Source organism: Streptomyces sp. NPDC002793 (genome assembly GCF_040295485.1).
GTDB lineage: Bacteria > Actinomycetota > Actinomycetes > Streptomycetales > Streptomycetaceae > Streptomyces.
Genome location: NZ_JBEOVL010000055.1, coordinates 26,616 through 44,371 on the forward strand (window position 1 = coordinate 26,616; position 17,756 = coordinate 44,371).

Sequence of the window (17,756 nt, forward strand, 5' to 3'; positions counted from 1 at the left end):
GAGTTGCGGCCATGAGCTCGTTGCTGCACGAAAGCCAGCTCGCACACGAGTCGAACGTGGTGTGGCTCGAGGACCTCGACGCACTCGACTACGTCCGCCAGGCGCTCGACAAGAGCGCCCGCCGTGGTGGAAAGCCCCGCTACGCCCGGGACGGCCGCATGGTCGGCTACGCGGAACTCGACAAGGACGCGGAGGCCAACCCCGACAGCGGCCTGTTCCAGCGCCGCACCTTCTTCCTCCTGCCTCACGACAGGCCGAACGATCCAGAGGGCCTCTACAAAGAGGGCGCCCCGGGGGAAGCCGTCGACCCCCGGACGATCGAGCCGCGCCGGGTGGGGGTGAAGACCCCGCGCTCACAAGGGAAGCTGCGAAGCGAGATAGTGCCCTCCTGACGGCGCCCCTGCCCGCCCGGGTCCGCCCATGTGGAGAGACACGCCCGCTGACCACGTGGGGACGTGCTCGATGAGGTGCTCCACGATTTTCTCAGTGGCTTCCGCACGGGTCCTCATCCGCAGACACCGGCTCCGTGTCTGCCGCCAGGCAGGAGGAGGGCGTTGTTGGGTGTGCGGGTGTCTGACGGCGTGTCGAGGTGTGGTGGGGCCGGGTACCGGCCCTGGGCTCAGGCCGCGACAGGCCGGCTGGTGACGTGGGTGACCTGCTCCCAGATAGGGAAGCGGGCGGTCATCTCGGCGCGTTGTTGGGTGCCGGTCAGCAGGTGGCGGCGGGGCCGGAAGTGGGGTGAGACGCCGCTGAACGCGGACAGGAACCGCTGTGCGGCGCCCACGCCGCGGAAGCCTTTCTTCGCCCGTTCTTGTTGCCGGGTGGGCTGGTGGCTGTTCTCGGCCCGGTTGTTAAGGCCCTTGTGGGAACGGTGCTCGACGGAGGGCATGACCTCGCGGTGGGCCGCGCCGTAGGAGCGGAGCTTGTCCGTGACGATCACCCGCGGCACCCCGCCCGTCTTCGTCAGCAGCGTGCGGAAGAAGCGCCTGGCCGCAGCCGTGTCCCGGCGGCTCTGCAACAGGATGTCCAGCACCATCCCGTCCTGGTCTACAGCCCGCCACAGGTATTTCTGCGCACCGTTGATCTTGATGAAGACCTCGTCCAGATGCCACTTGTCGCCGGGCTGAGGCTGTCGGCGGCGCAGGCCGTTGGCGTACTGCTGACCGAACTTCAGGCACCAGCGCCGGACGGTCTCGTACGAGACGATCATGCCGCGCTCCAGCTCCTCGACCTCCCGGAAACTGAGCGGGAAGCGGAAGTACAGCCACACGCAGTGCGAGATCACCTCGACCGGATACCGGTGCCCCCTGTACGACGGCGCACTGTCCACGGGCGGTTCCCCTCCACCATGACCAACCCGAAGACCACCCCACCCCGGTCAGCCAACGTGACAGCACCCTTCGAAGCGTCCACCGCCGCGCGGCCCGTCCCCTCAATCCGGCCGGAAGCAGCGATGTCCTGGACACCGTCGACCAGGCATTATCAGGCCCATGACACACGCCGCTCCTCCAGCTCTCCAACCCGCGTGGACGATGACTCCCGCTCCGTATGACGATCCGTGGGTTCAGCAGCTTCTGTTGAGCCTTCACGACGAACAGCGATCTATGTACGGCTTCGCTGATGATCCAGCCGATACGCCCGCCTCTCAGTTCGACCCCCCTTGCGGGTTGTTTCTGCTGGCGCGAGACGAAGAGGGCCATGCTCTCGGGTGCGGCGGGTGGCGGCTCCTCGGCACGCAGACGGCCGAGATCAAACGGATGTACGTCCGCCCTGAAGCCCGCGCCCAGTCCTTGGGGCGGGAGATCCTGCTGCGTCTGGAAGCCGACGCCAGGATCACGGGCGCCACGGCCGTGCAGTTGGAGACCGGTGTCGCCAACAACCGTGCCCTGGCGCTGTACCGCGCCCAGGGGTACGCGCCGATCACGGCGTACCGGCCCGACAGGAACCCCGCCGTCAACCGAGCGCTGCGCAAGGAGTTGTAGGACGCCGCGTCATTCGCCACGGCTCCGATCAAACCGTTTGTCGTACCTGGGCGACCAGCCCACCTACGTGAAGCAGATCCTGGAGCTCCAGGATCTGGCGCGACGGAGGAGGATCTGCATCCGATCGTCGCGGAGGCCATAACGGAGTCGTATTTCACGGAATGGGGCACACGGGCCGATGGCCTCCGCCCGGATTTCACGTCCGTGTCGTCAATTTCCTTCCGGTTCTGACCCGCGCAGCTCGCTGCGGCGGATCTCGGGATGGGCTGGTGCGGGGCCGGACCGCTGCTGGGTGGGTACCGCTGTCAGCCGCGGCGGCCGGACCTCCAGCGGGGCGCCGGTGAGACGCAGTCGGGCGGGCCAGGGCATGGATGGGAGCCGGTAGACGGCGTCCTGGCACCAGGCTGCTGCCCCGGCGTTGGCCTTGGCGGCGATCCTGCGCGTGAGGCCCTGCTGCGGCCGGTAGTGCGCACGGGGTGTGGAGATGAGCAGACACGTCGGTGACAGCGGAGCAAAGACTTCGACCGTCTCGGGCAGCAGCGGGGGAGTGAGGCCGAAGGTGCCGTCCTTGCGGCGCAAAGCCACACCGCTGTCGCCCAGGACCAGCAATGGCTCCTCCGAACGCAGCACCACCAGCCGACGGCCCGGGACGGTGAGGAGATCGCGGGTGCGCTCGAAAGCGCGGATCATGGCGCGCAGCGCCGAGCGCGGGTCAGCGACCACCGAAGGGCCGGGAGCCGTCCGTACGGCCGTCCAGAACACTTCCATCCGCTCCACGTCCGACAGCGGCCGCCTCAGCCGCTCCTCGCAGAAACCCACTGCCTCCGAAGCCCACAAAACTGGGAAGAGCTGCCGACCGACCTGCTCGTCGAAGGACCTGAACGCCTGCGTGCGCACCACCTGCCAGGCCAGCGCGTCCAGCACGAGAGCATGCCGCGCCCCGCCCAGCGGCCACCGCCCCTCACGCACGGCGCGCAGAACCGGCGCGCACGCGCCATCGACATGGTGGTCCAGGTACGTCTCCAACGCCACGCGCCGTTCGCCCCCCGCGAGGGGGTCGGTGTTGAAGTCCCGAGCCACCGCCGCGCGCCGCACGGGAGTGCGATGCTCCGTGCCGCTGCGCCACCGCCCCCGTACGTGCCCGTCCTCGGCGAAGGCACGCAGCCAGTACTTCGGCACCAGGTGGTGCTCCCTGGAAGTGTTCGCCCCCATCCCACCCTCCCCTTACAGTGCCGCACCGGCGGACTCGGACGGCTCGTGTCCGGCTGCGCCACGGCTCCAGGGGTAGCTGTTCCACCCGGCGTCCAGAACAGGGTTACGGGCGTGGTCGTGCCCCGACAGCGCCTCGCGCAGGGCGTAGGTGGAGCGCCGGGAGTCGGCAGCCTGCTCCAGGAGGAGCCGGCCGACGGGGGTGTCGGTGATGGTGAGCATGTCCTCCAGTTCGCCGACGCTGCACACCGTGACAGGCACCGTGGTGGCCGGCAAAAGCGGTCGCTGCATGGGGGCGTTGACGATGTGGAACGGCTCCATCGTCACGATCAGCTCCTGCACGGGCCGGTCGGTGGGCACCCGCGGCGAACTCCTTGCGCCCGCTCGCGATCAGAGCGGCGGTGTTGTCGATCTGCTCATAGGCGTGCCCAAGCATGCGCTGCAGCTCCTTGACCCGGAGCTCGGTGGCCAGGCGCAGATGCGCGGTGGGCCGCACGGACTTCACCTCCACCAGCAGCACCAGTTCCTTGGTGACGACGATCCAGTCGACGCTGAGCTGGCTCTGGCCGTAGGTGATCTCCGGGAGGACCGTCGCTTCGGGCAGCAGCCCCAGCTGGCGGCCGACGTAGGCCTCGAACAGGTCGCCCAGGTCCTGCGCGAAGGCATCACCGAACCGGGCGACGCCGGTGTAGTAGATGCCCAGCGGGCTTGCCTTGGCCGGAACCAGCTGGCTGACCGGAGCGAGCATGCCCGGGCCGTAGCCCTTGACCAGGGGCGTGGCTTGTACTCGTAGCGACGCAGGAGCGGATCGGTGGTCACCTGGGCCCGCTCGTTGGCCTGCCGGAAGGCTGCTGTATCGGTCACGAAGTGTTTCTCGGCCACGGACAGGATGGTCGTGGCAGGGATCTTCGCGCAGATCCGCTCGGCACCGGGCGCCTCCAAGGACGTCGGATCGAACCGGCCGGCGCAGTTGATCGCCGACGCCCACAACAGCTGGGCGATGCCGACATAGTGCGACAGGCTCGTGCCCAGCAACTCCTCCTCCCAGCCCGGACGCAGGCACCGCGCCTCCCGTGTCCCCGTCGTCTGCGTGAGCATCGCCGCGGCGCGCGCCAGTTCCCAGCCCTCCGGCTCCTGGTAGATCATCTGCTCCCCGGCGGCGCGCAGCATGAACCGGGCCAGAGCGTCCCCGTCGTTGTCGTGTTCGTAGATGTAGGGCTCTTCCAACTGCGAGTGCATGTCCAAGATCCGCAGGAGGTCCGCTTCGCTCGCGTCCTTGCGGTACTCGTTCCCGCACGCCAGCGACACCCGGGCGGCGTCAGCCAGCGCCCACGGCAGGTACTTGTGATACGGGCTCTCCTGCCACGACGACTGCAGCGCATAGGTTGCCGACGCTCCCGCGATCAGCGGCAACAGGGCACTGGGCCGGTGCCTGCGAACCCGCGCCACATAATCCCGATCCCGTACTGCCCGACTGCCTGCTGCCCACGTCATGCGCTCATGGATCTCGCACCCGCATCTGCGCTGTCCCGCCCATAACCGCCTCTCCAGGAAACCAGCACCGGCGCCCCGAACATCAACTGCGCGGACCTCCTGCCATCCCCGCACGCTGCGAAGTGCGGACCTTCGCCCAGTTGCCGCCGCCGCGAACATCGACCACGGGTCTTCGCCGCTCGCCCCGCCGAGGAGGAGCGGCAGCGCTCGCGGCTGCGATGGTCGGATTCTGTGAACTTGGCTTCAAACGGCGGTAACTGAGTGAATCCGGATCGGTATTCTCCGTGCTCCCACGGGAACATGGGTCCAGCCGCCCCGAAATCGGCTGCCACGGTGACCCGTCACCGAGTCCCCTGGAACCACGTGACGGATGCGCATGAGGGGGAGTCATGGCCGAACGAGAACCAAGCAGCGAAGAACCTGTGCTCGGCCCCCCGGGGGACGTGCCGAGCACGACGCCGGCACCGGAGGCCCCCTCAACGCCCAACACGCCACCACTCCCCGCTATCCCGCCGCCCCCGCCCCTTTCGGAGATTTCGCCGCCGCCCGCCGCCACCCCGCCGGGCTGGGCTACCCCGCCCACGGCCCCAGCTCAGCCCTCGGTGGCCGCCGGTCGACCGGCCGACAGGCCTTGGATAGCGCGGTTCCGGGCTCTGTCCCGACGCCGACAGGCAGCACTGGCTGGCGTGGTCGGTCTGGTCGCCGTGGCACTGGTGGCTGGGCTTCTGTCCCTGACGTCCTCCGACTCCGACGAGACACAGGCGGCCGGGCGGGACCTCCAGCCGTTCCGGGCGGCCGTCGACGACCTGGCCGACGCCCCAGGCCTGCGTTACAAGGACACCTCGACCCTCGGCATCACCGAGAACGACATCACCGTCACCGCCGACGGCAGCCAGTTCGGCACCACGTCCTCCGGCCGGAACGACAGCGGTCGGGACGTGCTGCGCATCGGTGGCAAGAAGTTCACCCGGTGGCAGGTCGACCCCGCCCCCAGGAAGGACGTGGCGGCCGGCGAGAAGGCGCCGCCCAGCGAGTGGACCGTGGGGCTGGACGACGGCTCAAAGCTGATGGACGAGGCCCTGGCCCGCACCATCGCCCCGCCGAAGCTGGCTGCCGTACTGGATAAGGCTCTGCATGGCCTGGAGAAGTCACCGCCCCCGGTGGCGAACGACGCGAAGACGTCGGGCGCGCCCGGGCAGCGGCCGTTGACCGTGAACGGAACGCCCGCGCTCGGCATCAACACCTCCGCCGGCCACCTGCTGGTGACGAAGGAGAAGCCACACCGCGTGCTTCGGCTGGAGGCGTACGACCTTCGCGACGGCCTCGCCGATATGAAGGACAAGCTGGAGAACGGTGAAGCACCGACATCTCCCCGCACGGTGACCACCGGGCCCCTGGCGGCTGGCGACGGCGAGGGAATGGACCTGACCCCGATCGTCGCCGGCGCCGCCGACAAGATGTTCGACACCCTGGTCGCATATGCCGACCAGCTGGAGAACGCGACCGACCGGGGCATCACCTTCACCCTCGACGGCGCGGGCGAGATGGACTGCAACCCGGAGGGCTGCACCGCCACCCAGAGCTTCACTGGGGAGGTCACCTCCATCGCCCGACGGGAACGCGTCACCAAGGGCGAGGTCACCGCGGTGATGAGCGCCACGTTCACCATCGACGGCAAACCCGCCGGCGAGTGCACCAGCCCGCAGCGCACCTTCCCCGTCCGGGGCAGCAACGTCTCGGGCACCCTGAAGTGCTCCAACCCGGGAGCCGGACCGCTCTACGCCTCGGTCGCGGCCCGCGTACAGGCTCAGGCCCAGGCCGACGCCGATCGCTGCGGCTGCAGGGTCCGCCTCACCTACCCACTGCGCGCCAACACCTTCATCGACGCGCGCGCACTGGCCAAGGTCGAGGCGAAGCAACTCGCCGAACGGGCGCGACAAGAACGCCGTGATGGGAACTGCTCGCGGCCAAAGAGCCTTGGTTCGCAGGTGTCCGTCCAACTCGGCGGCGTCCAGCACGCGTCCTACGCCTCGACAGTGACTGCTGGAGACTGCGTTGGCAGACTCGTCTCCGATGGTACGGCAGCGACTGCGACGGTCAGTCCACAGAAGCTACTGGCTGATGCCAAGGCCCTGCATGACACGTTCGGCGTAGGAACTCGCGCCGACAAGGGAACAACGGTCGCGACCGCCCAACTCGGCGGTGAGCTGGTGTACGCCGTGGCGCGCAATGGCACGACCCCCAAGCTGGGTGACCTGGCTAAGAAGCTCGGATACCGCCGGGCGTACGACCCCTCCATGGCCCCGGGTCTCCAGAGCGATGCTGAGCAGATCCTCTTCAACTTGATCGACGAAAAGGAGTACGACAGGGATGGGATCATTGCTTCATCCCGCCCGGCATGCGGCCTCACAAGGCGCGACGGCCGCCCAGGGCAGAACTGCGCAGGCAGGGCGAGTGGATATCCTGACATCCAACTGTGGGAACAGCCCAGATAGACCGACTAGGACACTCGTGGAGTTCTGGCAGAACACCATCGGGCCTTATGAGGGCCGCTTGGAAGATCTTGACAGTGCCACGCTGACAGGCTTGGCACTGCACGTCATCGAAAGGACGGTCCCGCTCTTCGAGCCGCCTTTCGAGGAACTCTTCCCCGCCGAGTACGCGACCCTGATCGCGTCGGCCGTTCCCGTGCGAGGCCACTCACTCGCGCACCGGCCAATTGATGACGCGCTCGCGAGGAACTTCCTGGCGGGGTACGACGTACTGCCCGAGGTGCCCATCAGGCCAGCGGTAGGCCCATTCATGATGGCCTTGGTCCGACTCTTCGAGGCAGCTGAGGGCTCGGTGTCTGCGTACGACACGCTGGCGATTCTCTGGTCTTGCTACGAGGCCGTACTGATGTCGCAACTCAGCGGCCGCATAGCCGAGGACGACGAGAAGGCCAATCCCTGCTGCCGTCGGGCTATCGCGCTTCAAGAAGAGGCAGTCCTCGACCGTCTACGCGCCGGGTCCGCCCCGCCGTCGTGATCCGGCGTGAACCCGGCTAGTACTCCAGTCGCGCTTCTTCATTTGTCCTGGTCACAGGGCCTTCTTCGAGTCTAGTTTGCTGACCTTTCATCAGGTGGGCGGAGGTTCGTGACTCACCCGATCGAGGCGCGTTGAACCAGTCATGGAGATGGAGAGTGATGTCGAAGTAGGCCTATGGGAAGCCGAGTTGCAGTCGTTGCTGCTGCGGGTCGGCGAGCGGTTCGGCCGGGTCGAGCCGCGGCGGCGGATGCGCGACTACGTGCGGGGTTTGCTGGGGCCGGTGGGACGGAAGAACAGCTGGCAGATAGCCGAGCACGCGGGCCACGACACCCCGTATGGGCTGCAGCGGCTGCTGTCGTGGTGCCAATGGGATCCGGATGAGATCCGCGATGACCTGCAGGAATACGTGGCCGAGCGGCTTGGGCAGCCGGACGGTGTGCTGATCGTGGACGACACCGGTTTCCTCAAGAAGGGCACCGTCTCCGCCGGGGTGCAAAGGCAGTATTCCGGCACCGCCGGCCGCACCGAGAATTGCCAGATCGGGGTGTTCGCCGCGTACGCCTCTGCCAAGGGTCGGGCCCTGGTGGACCGCGAGCTCTATCTGCCCAGGTCATGGGCCGAGGACCCCGATCGCTGCCGCGTGGCCCGGATCCCCGAGGGCAAGCCCTTCGCGACCAAGCCGGAACTTGCACGCGCCATGGTCCAGCGGGCCCTGGACTCAGCCCTGCCGATCGCCTGGGTCACCGCCGACGCGGCCTACGGGCAGGAGTGGCACTTCCGGCGCATGCTGGAGGAGGCAGGCGTGAGCTACGTCCTGGCGGTGCCCAAGTCACAGCAGGTCAAGTCCTCGGCGGGCAGTTGGCGCATCGACCATGTTCTTACCGGCGCCCCTGCTGAGGCATGGGAGCGGATCTCTTGCGGTGAGGGTGCGAAGGGGTCGCGCGTCTACGACTGGGCCGCGGCCAAGCTGCCCGCCATCGACGGCGAGAAGTCCACCCATTACCGCTGGGTGCTAGCCCGCCGCAGCCTGGCGCGTCCCAAGGAGATCGCCCATTACCTGGCCTTCGCGCCGGCTGACGCCACCGTCGCCGAACTGGTTCGGGTGGCGGGCGCACGGTGGGCCATCGAGGAGTGCTTCCAGGCCGCGAAGAACGAGTGCGGCCTGGACCAGTACGAAGTCCGCCGCTACGTCGGCTGGTACCGCCACATCACCTTGGCGATGCTTGCGCACGCCTTCCTGGCCGCGATGACAGCCCACGCCCTCGAAAAGGGGGCCGCAGAAACGGTTCGAGCAGCCTCGTTCCCCTCACCGTGGCAGAAATCCGACGGCTCCTGGACCTTGCCCATCCCCCCGCAGCCCGGCACCGGCAACCCACCCGCCGGCTCTACTGGTCCCACTGGCGCCGACGTCACCAGGCCATCGCCCGCCATTGCCACTACCAGGGCCGCACGCACCTCGATCGGGTGAGTCACGAACCTCCGCCCACCTAATGAAACGTCAGCAAACTAGACTCGAAGAAGGCCCTGTGACCAGGACAAATGAAGAAGCGCGACTGGAGTACTAGTACTCCAGCTGTAGATCGTGATCTCCATGGGGTGGCCGCTGTCTTGCGTCACCAGCGGGCGACGAGCGTTTCCTCCGCGTCCCGGTTGCGGTACAGCCAGGTGGTCCCCGGCGCGATGGTTCCGGTCAGGTAGCCGACGATGGGCTCCCGCTGTGTTGCGCTGTCCAGTTCGCCAAGCAGTTTCAGGGCTTCGGGCAGGGCAAAAAAGGCGGCTTGTTCGACGTCGTCGTCCTGCGGTGTGAGGTCCCCTGCCCACTCGTCGATCTCGAAGGCGGCGGCCAAGGCCGAGGGGTGTTGCTCGGAGTCGATGTGCATGAGGAATGCGGTCCGCACCGGGTCGCCGACCAGCAGCCCGGTCTCTTCTCGCAGCTCACGTCGGAGAGCCTCGTGCAGGAGCTCGCCGTCCTCGACCCCTCCACCGGGCAGCGACCAGAGCATCTCGCCGTCGGTGCCGAGACTCTCTCGTACGAGCAGGATCGCGTCGTCTCGACGGATGATGCCGATGACCAACTGCACCCGGAGTCTGGGGGCCTTCACATTTTCAACTGTCATGCCGCAGACCGTATGTGATGGCCGGATCGTCAGTGACCGGGGTCGCCGCGGAGAGAGGTGCAACCATCGTTGATCATCGTGAGTTGTGTGGACTGACGAAGAGACGGTGGCCGCAGGTCACAGCATCGATCCCGGTCGGTGGCGGGCAGCCTTCGAGGTCGCCATGGGCCGGGTTGCGGGCCGGTTTGCCCGGGTCGAGCCCCGGCTGCGGGCCGGACGGCTGGTGCTGGGCCTGCTGTCGGACCTGCCGCGCAAGAACTGCTGGACGATCGCAGAATGGGCCGGGGAGGCCAGCCCGCTCGGTATGCAGCATCTGCTGTGCCAGGCCGTCTGGGATGCCGATGCCGTCTGTGATGACGTGCGCGAATACGTCGTCGAGCACCTACATGACGACGCCGCGGTCCTGGTGGTCGACGAGACCGGCGACGTGAAGAAGGGCACCCACACGGTCGGGGTCCAGCGCCAGTACACCGGAACGGCCAGCCGGATCGAGAACTCCCAGGTCGCGGTCTACCTCGTCTTCGCCGGAATGCGTGGGCACGCGGCGGTGGACCGGGAGCTGTGCATCCCGCGCTCTTGGACATCAGACCCGGACCGCTGCCGGGCAGCCGGACTCGGCCCAGACACCGTCTTCGCGACCAAGCCGGACTTGGCCCGCACGATGATCGAACGGTTCCTGGACGCCGGACACTACGTCGGCTGGGTCACCGGGGACGAGGTCTACGGCGGCAACCCGAAACTCCGTACGGTTCTGGAGGACCGCGGCATCGGCTATGCCCTCGCGTTGGCGTGCTCGGCCGAAGTGCTCACCCTCGCAGGCAAGTTCTGTACTGTTGCTCTGGCGCGAAAGGTACCCACGCGGGCCTGGCAGAAGCTCTCGGCCGGGCGCGGCGCGAAGGGGCATCGGTTCTACGACTGGGCCGTCGTCGACCTCGCCGAGCCGGCCCCGGGCCTGGCCCCGGCACCCACGAACTCGTCCACGCACTCCGCATCGCTGACCGTGCACCGTGAACAGCCGCCACCCCGCAACTGCGCACCGTGCGCATTGCCCGCCAGCGACAGCCCTCCCTACAGTCTGCTTCACCCGGCCCGCCAGTGCGTCTGGGGCGATCTCCAGAGGGCGTGTCATGGGCCGCCTCATCACTGCTCCTAGGAGGAATCGCTGTGCGTAACTTCAAGAACAAGACTGTGTCCGCTGTGCTCGGCGGCGTCATGGCCGGGGGACTCGTCCTCGCGGGAGGGTCACCGGCTGCCGCAGCCTCTTGCAGCCTTAGGGCTGGCAATGTGCTGAAGACCGGAGTTTCCACCGGAGATTCCTGGGTCACCGGTCACGGTGCCTGGACCGGCAGCGGCTGCGGTGACATGAAGATCAAGATTCAGCGCAAGGTCCTGGGGATCTGGGTCACCTCGAACAGTGACGGCTGGGACGCCAGCGGCGACAGCTCCGGCAACGCTCGCGTGACGAACAAGTGCAGTGGTACTGACACCTGGCGAGTGTGGATCGACGGGGAGAACACCGACAGCAGGACAGGCCCCACCAAGTCGATCACCTGCTAAAGCCTCTCCGACCACACAGAACTCGTCCCGGAACCCTCGATGTGGGTTCCGAGACGGGTTCCTACTGAGGTTTTCGTGTTGTCGTCGGGTAGTGAGCCCTTTCCACTCTCACGCTGACGTGGCGAGATGAAGCGTGAGGACGGCGCGGACGAGGTCGGTGATGCGGTTGGTGCTGCACCTGATCTTGCGGAGGAGGCGCCAGGTCTTCAGCGTGGCCATCGCCCGTTCGCCGACACAGCGGATCTTGGCATGGGTGGTGTTGTGATGCCGCTGCCATCGCTTGAGTTTCCGGCCCCGGATCGGCACGCGGATATGGCGGCCGGCGCCTTGGTAGGCGCGGTCGGCCCAGCAGTCCAACCCGGCCTGCCGCAGGGCATCGACGAGGCCGTGAGCACGAGTGGCGGTCAGGTCATGGGTAGACCCGGGCAGGGCCGGAGAGGCCCAGACGATCTGGCCGAGAGGGTCGGTCAGGACCTGGACGTTCATGCCGTGGCGTTTGTGCTTCCCGGAGTAGTACGGACGGTCGGCGGCGATGCGGTCGATCGGGAGCAAGGTGCCGTCCAGGATGACGAACGCCTTGCGGCGAGCGACCTTCATGGCCTGGTCCAGGGTGGGTGCGAGGGCGGCGAGTACGTCGATGGCCTCTCGTATGTAGCGGAAGGCTGTCGCGACGCCGATTCCGAAGCCTGCGGCGAGCTGGGCGTAGGTGTCACCGCGGCGCAGGTGAGCCAGCGCGAGCAGGGCCTGTCTGCAGGGTGTCAGTCGGCGCCAGCGTGTCCCGATCTCACGTCGCCGGTCGGCAAGTTGCCTTGTCCGGTACTGCAGGGTGCGGCTGGACAGATCGATCGACGACGGGTGGACAAGCATCCGAAGCTCCTGGTGGACGCGGTGATCTTGGCCGAGAACCCGTCTACCAGGAGCTTCGTCGTTCCGTACAGCCCTCCACCAGCGACCGCGCACCACCGCCATCAGCTTGGAAAAGGCTCACTGACCTCACATCCATCGCATGCCAACCGCAGATAGCTGCTCGGTACGTTCGGGCGTCAGGGTCGCGGCACGGGTTCGTTGGTTCGCAACCCAAGCACCAAGCTTGAGCATGCGCTCCTCGTCCTGGCCATCGTCTGTCCCCGGGATGTTGATGGTCTCAATGTGCTTGCGGGGGACCTTGAGGTGGCCTTCCCGCTCGAAGAACTGCTTGGCGGCGGTGAGATGAATCGCCCACTTCTGGGCCTGGCTCATCGAGGGCTTCAGCTTCTCGGCCTCATCGGCGGGTTCGATGCCGAGGACGTTGGCGCACATCCACTGCTGCGCCCCAGTGAGCTTGTGCCACCCCGTACGGACCGCTTGGACCCAGCGGCCGAGGTCCTCGCCCTGGGCCAAGGCCTGCCCGGGCCGGGTGGGCAGAGGTTCGCCGGCTTCGAGGCGGAGGCGGGTGAGATAGAAGGTGCGCTGCCAGGTGACGGGCCAGACCGGGCACCACGAGGCGTCGATCTCCTCCAGCTGCTCGCGCCGCTCTTCGGACAGGACCCAGCCCGTGGTGTCAGCGGGGAGTCCTTCGGCCTCGCGGAGTTGATTGTCGTCGGCGCGGCGGGCTGCGGCACGGGCGTTCTTCAGGAAGATGCCGACCTTCGCTCCTTCGTAGGTGGCATCCAAGGGTGCGAGGAGGTGACCGTGCAGCTGTGCCCAGGCGCGGGCGGCGGACAGGCCTTCGTCCCAGGCGATGTCGACGGTGGACCAGATCATGCCGAGCTTCTCGAGCTGGGCGATCCGGTCATCCGACATGGTGCCGCGGGCGTACTGGCGGCGGGCGTCGGCGATCCACTGCCCGAGCGGGAACCCAGCCAGCGCCGCCGGCCACCCCGTCTCACCGACAGCGTCCCCCGCGCTTTCGTGGTCGTCGCCCTGCGAGGAGCCGCCGGGGACGCGGAAGGTGAAGGGCACGCGCAGACCGCCGTGCCGACCAGCGTAGAAGGCAGCGGCTTCGATCCCGCGACGCCAGTGCTCGTGTTCGGGGTCCAGGATCCGCAGCTTGATAAACGCTGCCAGCACCGCGGGGTCGCGGGGGGTGCTGAACTTCAGCAGCTCCCGGGCCCCGGCACTCGGCCCCTGCGCCTCGTCGCCTTCCCCCTGTTCGGTGTCGACGTCGTCGTCGTCCATGTCCGAGTCGCTGGCGGGCTCGGTGCGGGTGGGGGAGGGGGGTTGGCCGAGTGTCTCGACGATGCGGGCGTCGTGGGCTCGCAGGGCCTCCAAGAGCTTGGCAAGGTCTCCGTACGCCTTGCTGGTGAGCATGTTGTGGGCGCTCTCGCCAGGCTTGAAAAGAATCGGGACGACGAGGGAGGCAGTCTTGCCCTCCCCGGGCTTCATCCGCAGGGCGCGGCCGACAGCTTGTACGAGGTCGGGCATGGAGCCGCGGACGTCGGCGAAGTACACGCTGTCGCAGTCGCGGGTGTCGACGCCTTCCCCGAGGACCTTCACCGAGCCGAGGTAGCTCTTCTCCACGACCGTGCCGTCGCTGGCGATGCCGGTGGCGAACTCATCCAGGACCCGGATGCGGTGAAGGGGCTTGTGGTCCCCGGACAGCCAGTCAGCCCAGATGATGTTCGGGTAGAGCTCCGGATCGTCCTTGTGGAGGCGGGCGGCGACGTCGGGCAGGCCGGTGATGAAGGCTTCGGCTTCCTTGACCAGGTGGTGGAAGGTCAGGGTGCGCTTGAAGCCTTCCTCGGCGGAGGCCTTCACCAGGGCGGTCTGCAGGGCGGCGATCCTCGCCCCGCGCACCTCCTCGGTGGTGGCCGTGCTGCCCGGGCGCAGGGTGTCCTGGTACTCGGTGTCCGTGACGTCGACACAGACGACCTGGTAGCGGGCACAGATTCCCCAGCTCACCGCATCCGACAAGGTGAGCGTGTACGCCCTGCTGCCGAACGGGCCGTCGGGGTCGTCCTCCATGCTCGCGACCAGTTCCCCGGGCCTACCCGGGGTGTCCTCGTCGAGCTGCCACACCCGGGGTGTCGCGGTCATGTAGAGGCGCCGGGCGGCGGGGATGCGCTGGTTGTCGTGAACGACGGCCCACGGCTTCCCGATCCGGCCGGAGGTGCGGTGGGCTTCGTCCACGACGATTAGGTCCCAGCCCTTGAGGCCCGCCTGGTGGGCGCGCTCCAGGGTGCCCAGGCCGAGGGAGGCGTAGGTCGCGAAGACGGTCACCTTGTCGAGGTTGCGGGTCCACTCGACGAGCTCGGTGGCGTCGGTGGTGTTCGGGAAGGACGCCTCCTCACCACGGAGTGAAGAGATGCCTAGCACGGGGCCGGTGCGGCCGCTGTCCCGCCAGGCCTGCTCGGTCTGGGTCAGCAGATCCAGAGAGGGGACGATGACGAGCACCCGGCCGGCCTGGAGCTCGTCCGCACTCCGCGCGGCGACGAGGGTCTTGCCCGAACCGGTCGCCATGATGACCTGCGTGCGCAGGCCCCGGGCCGGGAGACGAGTGCCGGGCGGCAGCTCCAGGGCGCGCAGGATCGCGTCGAGAGCTTCGCGCTGGTGAGAACGTAGAACGAACTTGCTCACAGGAGAGGCCTCCGCCGGTAAAGGGATACTCATGCGCGCACGGTCCGGCGCTCGATCTCCGCAGCCACGAACAGGGCCCACCGGTCGGCCCACGCCTGGTGGGCTTCGCTGTCGCCGGAGGGGATGTCGACCAGGTCGTCGGGGACTTCGACGACGACGGCGTCGTACTCGGCGGGATCGAAGAGGGAGGCCCACACCACCCGGTGCTCGGAGTCGCTGACCACGGCGGCGAGAACACCGCCGGTGGCGGCGTCGCCCTTGCGGACCGCGTCCCACCCGGTGATGACGGCCTTCTCCCTGCTGCGCGTCATCACGGTGTCCGTATCGTGCGGGGGCTGGCGTCCCGTCAGGGTGTGCAGGGTCCAGCGGGTGCCCACGGCCTGCGGCCACCGGTTCCGCGCGCTCTGCCGAGTGATCCTCGCCGCAGCCCCCATCTCCGGGTAGCTCGCCCCCGCCCGCCCGGCCCGTGCTGCGGCCTCCTTCATCACCCGCTCGGCGATCTCACCGCACTCGGCGGCGACCTCCAGGTGCCGCAGATGCAGCCGCCGCGCTGCAGGCGACTCCGGACGCAGGGCGTCCACACTGTGCGGATGCCCATCCGCAGGGATGCCCTCACGCCGCTTCGCCTCGGCCCACAGCAGGTCCTGAAGCGCCGTAACGAAACCGACGCCCTCGTCCCGCTCGCCGTCATCGACCCACACGTCATCACCCATAAAGACAGCCTATACGTCACGCTAGGAAGACGACAAGAAAAGTTTCTAATGGGAGTCCTGGTGTGGGGATGTCAGAGAAGAAATGCGCTACAGCCCTCAGATCCACTCCACGAGGCCACCGAACTCCGCACCCCACCTGCCGACACACAAGCCCAACAGGCCGGAAGACCTGGGCGTATGACCATCCGAGGCCACCTCTTACCCACTCCACCCCGACCATCCTGGACACGACGGCTGGGCAGCGCCACGTCGACCCCGACGGGGCCCTGAGCACGATGCGGGCCTGAAAGACGCCTGAATTCCCAAGGTCGAATGAACTAATTCGGCTCTCCTGCACCCGAAACGACGAAATGCGATAAACCAGAACTGCGGGCGAAGCACGATTCCAGGGTCGCGCCCGGCGCCCTTTCCCCAACCACCACGGAGACGCTATGACCACCCCCGCCCCCACCGCTGGAACTCCCGCGTCCCACGGAGCCGGACGACAACAGCCGCTCCTCGCCCCCGCGTCGACCCGATGACAGCCGGCCGCTCCTCGGCTTGACGCAGGGCGACAGGCCTGACCCACGCAGACGTCCTCGTCGCCCTCGAATGCGCGCGCCTCGACCGTCGCCTGGACCTACGGCACGAGGAGTCAGCTGACGACGGAAGCCGCGGCGAAGCGGTGCTCGCCGAGTGGGAGCGCATCGAGTAGCTGCTCGCCGGCACCACGGCCCCCTACACACCGGACACCGACCTCTTCGTCCAGGAGGACCGCGATCGAGCAGCGCCGACAGGAAGCCGTGCAGGCCGAGCTCGAGGTGCAGCAGCGCATTGCCGAGAGGGCCGACGAACTGGCCCAGCAAGCCAGCTCCCCAGGCCCCCGATGGTGAGCCAGGCTGGTGATGAAGCCGCCCGGGACCATCTCGCGCAGCGGGGGGACTGGCGGGTCGAGAAGGTCGACGCCTGGCTCGCCCAAGCCCTCGCCGACCACAGTGGCCACTACACGGATCCCGCTGCACGCACCGCAGCCGCCGCCACCCTGCCCGCAGCTGTACGCGCCCACGCAGCGCTGCTCTCTGCCCTCGCCCGCATCGGGACCCCAGCCGACGTAAGCGAGCTCGCCTTCACTGGCCGTCTCGCCCATGTAGACCCGGCAGCCACCACTGCCCTCGCCGCATGGATCGCAACCAGCCTCGCCGCGGACTCCACACCTTGAGAAGCACTGCTCCCTGCGTGGAGTGAGAGGGAACAGGCCCTGGCGCAAGAAGCTTGATCAGCGGGCGGGGCGCAGTGCTGTCCAGCTTCACCCGGCCGGGGCGCCGACGCCAGGGGGCCCGCCGTCCTCCGCAGTTTTCTGTAGAGGTGGGTGGTCCTGGTACGGATGGGCGCGGCATACTCGACGCATGGCTGGCATTGAGATCGACGACACCACCCTGGACGCGCTGCAGGCCCTGGCCGATGCAGAAGGTCTTCCGCTGGATGGCTACCTGGCGCAGGTGGCCGCGGAGAAGAGGCGTGAGCGCGCGCTCGATGAGGGTGCAGAGATCTTCCGCCGGGTGACCGGCGACTCGGCGACGGCCAGAGCATTCGACGCCGAATACGGCGGACCCGCGGCGGCCGCGCTCGCTCCGCGGGCGGCCTGACCTGTGCCTGCCGAGTACTACGTCGATTACCGCTGGTTCCTAGAGCGTCAGGCCGACCTGCTGGACGACCTGGCCGTCAACGACTACTCCGTGTTCGCCGGCCTGGCCGCCCGGCACAAGACCGACCCTCCCCGCCACGACCAGCACACCCCCGACCCCTTCTGGCGGGCCGCTGTGATGCTGGAAGAGTGCGTTCTCCTACGTCCACTACCCGCTCGCAACGAGCTGTACGGGTTCGGCGTCGCCGTCGCCTACCTGGGAATGCACGGCGAGCAGATCAACACCAAGTTCGAAGCGTGGCGTGACCTGATCGCCGACATCCGAACCCTGCAATTGGACTCGTACGCCCTCGCAGAGCGACTGCGATCCTTGCGGACAGACTCTGGCTGGCCGGCGTCCCGATGATCGCGGACCTGCTCGTTGAGATAGCGGAACTGGGCATCCCGGTCGCAGTGCTGGCCGCCCTCCAAGGTCTTG

At 67.9% G+C, this 17,756-nt stretch carries 16 protein-coding genes and 2 pseudogenes; 10 read left to right on the plus strand and 8 right to left on the minus strand.

The window, feature by feature from the left end; translation table 11 throughout:
- The first annotated feature begins 11 nt into the window (after positions 1-11).
- The gene (locus ABT001_RS32160; protein WP_351284837.1) at positions 12-392 is read left to right on the plus strand and encodes a DUF6009 family protein; all 381 of its coding nucleotides are present in this window, start codon (positions 12-14) and stop codon (positions 390-392) included.
- Between the two features lie 227 nt (positions 393-619).
- Here the strand turns inward: ABT001_RS32160 and ABT001_RS32165 are convergent, their stop codons facing one another.
- Positions 620-1,330, minus strand: coding sequence for an IS6 family transposase (locus tag ABT001_RS32165; RefSeq protein ID WP_351284839.1), 711 nt, complete (start codon positions 1,328-1,330; stop codon positions 620-622).
- Positions 1,331-1,532: 202 nt separating this feature from the next.
- Between ABT001_RS32165 and ABT001_RS32170 the strand changes: the two genes are divergently transcribed.
- Positions 1,533-1,982, plus strand: coding sequence for a GNAT family N-acetyltransferase (locus ABT001_RS32170; RefSeq protein ID WP_351284864.1), 450 nt, complete (start codon positions 1,533-1,535; stop codon positions 1,980-1,982).
- Positions 1,983-2,192: 210 nt separating this feature from the next.
- Here ABT001_RS32170 and ABT001_RS32180 read toward each other — a convergent pair whose 3' ends face one another.
- The 3 genes from ABT001_RS32180 to ABT001_RS32190 all read right to left on the minus strand — a co-directional run bounded on the left by ABT001_RS32180 (position 2,193) and on the right by ABT001_RS32190 (position 4,604).
- Positions 2,193-3,194: a DUF4238 domain-containing protein gene (locus ABT001_RS32180; protein WP_351284841.1), complete on the minus strand. Its 1,002-nt coding sequence runs from the start codon at positions 3,192-3,194 to the stop codon at positions 2,193-2,195.
- Between the two features lie 12 nt (positions 3,195-3,206).
- Positions 3,207-3,551: a hypothetical protein gene (locus ABT001_RS32185; RefSeq protein ID WP_351284843.1), complete on the minus strand. Its 345-nt coding sequence runs from the start codon at positions 3,549-3,551 to the stop codon at positions 3,207-3,209.
- Between the two features lie 141 nt (positions 3,552-3,692).
- Positions 3,693-4,604, minus strand: a complete 912-nt coding sequence (locus tag ABT001_RS32190) for a hypothetical protein (protein WP_351284845.1) — start codon at positions 4,602-4,604, stop codon at positions 3,693-3,695.
- A gap of 767 nt (positions 4,605-5,371) precedes the next feature.
- Here ABT001_RS32190 and ABT001_RS32195 point away from each other — a divergent pair.
- From ABT001_RS32195 to ABT001_RS32205, 3 genes and pseudogenes are all read left to right on the plus strand, one after another.
- A complete protein-coding gene (locus ABT001_RS32195) occupies positions 5,372-7,180 on the plus strand; it encodes a hypothetical protein (RefSeq protein WP_351284847.1) in 1,809 nt (602 codons plus the stop codon).
- Positions 7,181-7,196: 16 nt separating this feature from the next.
- A complete protein-coding gene (locus ABT001_RS32200) occupies positions 7,197-7,712 on the plus strand; it encodes a hypothetical protein (RefSeq protein WP_351284848.1) in 516 nt (171 codons plus the stop codon).
- Positions 7,713-7,860: 148 nt separating this feature from the next.
- Positions 7,861-9,000: pseudogene (locus ABT001_RS32205) on the plus strand (IS701 family transposase); the annotation flags it as partial.
- A 325-nt stretch (positions 9,001-9,325) separates the two neighbouring features.
- Here ABT001_RS32205 and ABT001_RS32210 read toward each other — a convergent pair.
- Positions 9,326-9,829: an NUDIX hydrolase gene (locus ABT001_RS32210; RefSeq protein WP_351284850.1), complete on the minus strand. Its 504-nt coding sequence runs from the start codon at positions 9,827-9,829 to the stop codon at positions 9,326-9,328.
- Between the two features lie 163 nt (positions 9,830-9,992).
- Here ABT001_RS32210 and ABT001_RS32215 point away from each other — a divergent pair.
- Both ABT001_RS32215 and ABT001_RS32220 read left to right on the plus strand, forming a co-directional pair.
- A pseudogene (locus ABT001_RS32215) lies at positions 9,993-10,838 on the plus strand (IS701 family transposase); the annotation flags it as partial.
- Positions 10,839-10,993: 155 nt separating this feature from the next.
- Positions 10,994-11,386, plus strand: coding sequence for a hypothetical protein (locus ABT001_RS32220; RefSeq protein WP_351284852.1), 393 nt, complete (start codon positions 10,994-10,996; stop codon positions 11,384-11,386).
- A gap of 108 nt (positions 11,387-11,494) precedes the next feature.
- Here ABT001_RS32220 and ABT001_RS32225 read toward each other — a convergent pair whose 3' ends face one another.
- The 3 genes from ABT001_RS32225 to ABT001_RS32235 form a co-directional block, all read right to left on the minus strand.
- Positions 11,495-12,253: a transposase family protein gene (locus ABT001_RS32225; protein ID WP_351284854.1), complete on the minus strand. Its 759-nt coding sequence runs from the start codon at positions 12,251-12,253 to the stop codon at positions 11,495-11,497.
- A 126-nt stretch (positions 12,254-12,379) separates the two neighbouring features.
- Positions 12,380-14,974: a helicase associated domain-containing protein gene (locus ABT001_RS32230; RefSeq protein WP_502967558.1), complete on the minus strand. Its 2,595-nt coding sequence runs from the start codon at positions 14,972-14,974 to the stop codon at positions 12,380-12,382.
- The gene (locus tag ABT001_RS32235; RefSeq protein WP_351284857.1) at positions 14,971-15,654 is read right to left on the minus strand and encodes a hypothetical protein; all 684 of its coding nucleotides are present in this window, start codon (positions 15,652-15,654) and stop codon (positions 14,971-14,973) included. The genes ABT001_RS32230 and ABT001_RS32235 overlap by 4 nt, the downstream gene beginning before the upstream one ends.
- Positions 15,655-16,519: 865 nt before the next feature.
- On the opposite strand from ABT001_RS32235, the gene ABT001_RS32240 reads away from it, so the two are divergent.
- From ABT001_RS32240 to ABT001_RS32250, 3 genes are all read left to right on the plus strand, one after another.
- On the plus strand, positions 16,520-16,852 hold the full coding sequence (locus tag ABT001_RS32240; protein WP_351284859.1) for a hypothetical protein: 333 nt from the start codon (positions 16,520-16,522) through the stop codon (positions 16,850-16,852).
- A 187-nt stretch (positions 16,853-17,039) separates the two neighbouring features.
- A complete protein-coding gene (locus ABT001_RS32245) occupies positions 17,040-17,279 on the plus strand; it encodes an antitoxin MazE7 (protein ID WP_351284861.1) in 240 nt (79 codons plus the stop codon).
- A 3-nt stretch (positions 17,280-17,282) separates the two neighbouring features.
- Complete coding sequence (locus tag ABT001_RS32250; RefSeq protein WP_351284863.1) at positions 17,283-17,684, plus strand: toxin Doc; 402 nt, start codon at positions 17,283-17,285, stop codon at positions 17,682-17,684.
- The last annotated feature ends 72 nt before the right edge of the window (positions 17,685-17,756 follow it).

What these genes read in the sequence shown, in the direction of transcription:
- ABT001_RS32160 (WP_351284837.1), top strand. Translation starts at nt 12, where the DNA reads ATGAGCTCGTTGCTGCACGAAAGCCAGCTCGCACACGAGTCGAACGTG.
- ABT001_RS32225 (WP_351284854.1), bottom strand. Translation starts at nt 12,253, where the DNA reads ATGCTTGTCCACCCGTCGTCGATCGATCTGTCCAGCCGCACCCTGCAG.
- ABT001_RS32235 (WP_351284857.1), bottom strand. Translation starts at nt 15,654, where the DNA reads ATGGGTGATGACGTGTGGGTCGATGACGGCGAGCGGGACGAGGGCGTC.
- ABT001_RS32170 (WP_351284864.1), top strand. Translation starts at nt 1,533, where the DNA reads ATGACTCCCGCTCCGTATGACGATCCGTGGGTTCAGCAGCTTCTGTTG.
- ABT001_RS32210 (WP_351284850.1), bottom strand. Translation starts at nt 9,829, where the DNA reads ATGACAGTTGAAAATGTGAAGGCCCCCAGACTCCGGGTGCAGTTGGTC.
- ABT001_RS32245 (WP_351284861.1), top strand. Translation starts at nt 17,040, where the DNA reads ATGGCTGGCATTGAGATCGACGACACCACCCTGGACGCGCTGCAGGCC.
- ABT001_RS32240 (WP_351284859.1), top strand. Translation starts at nt 16,520, where the DNA reads ATGGTGAGCCAGGCTGGTGATGAAGCCGCCCGGGACCATCTCGCGCAG.
- ABT001_RS32230 (WP_502967558.1), bottom strand. Translation starts at nt 14,974, where the DNA reads ATGAGTATCCCTTTACCGGCGGAGGCCTCTCCTGTGAGCAAGTTCGTT.
- ABT001_RS32180 (WP_351284841.1), bottom strand. Translation starts at nt 3,194, where the DNA reads ATGGGGGCGAACACTTCCAGGGAGCACCACCTGGTGCCGAAGTACTGG.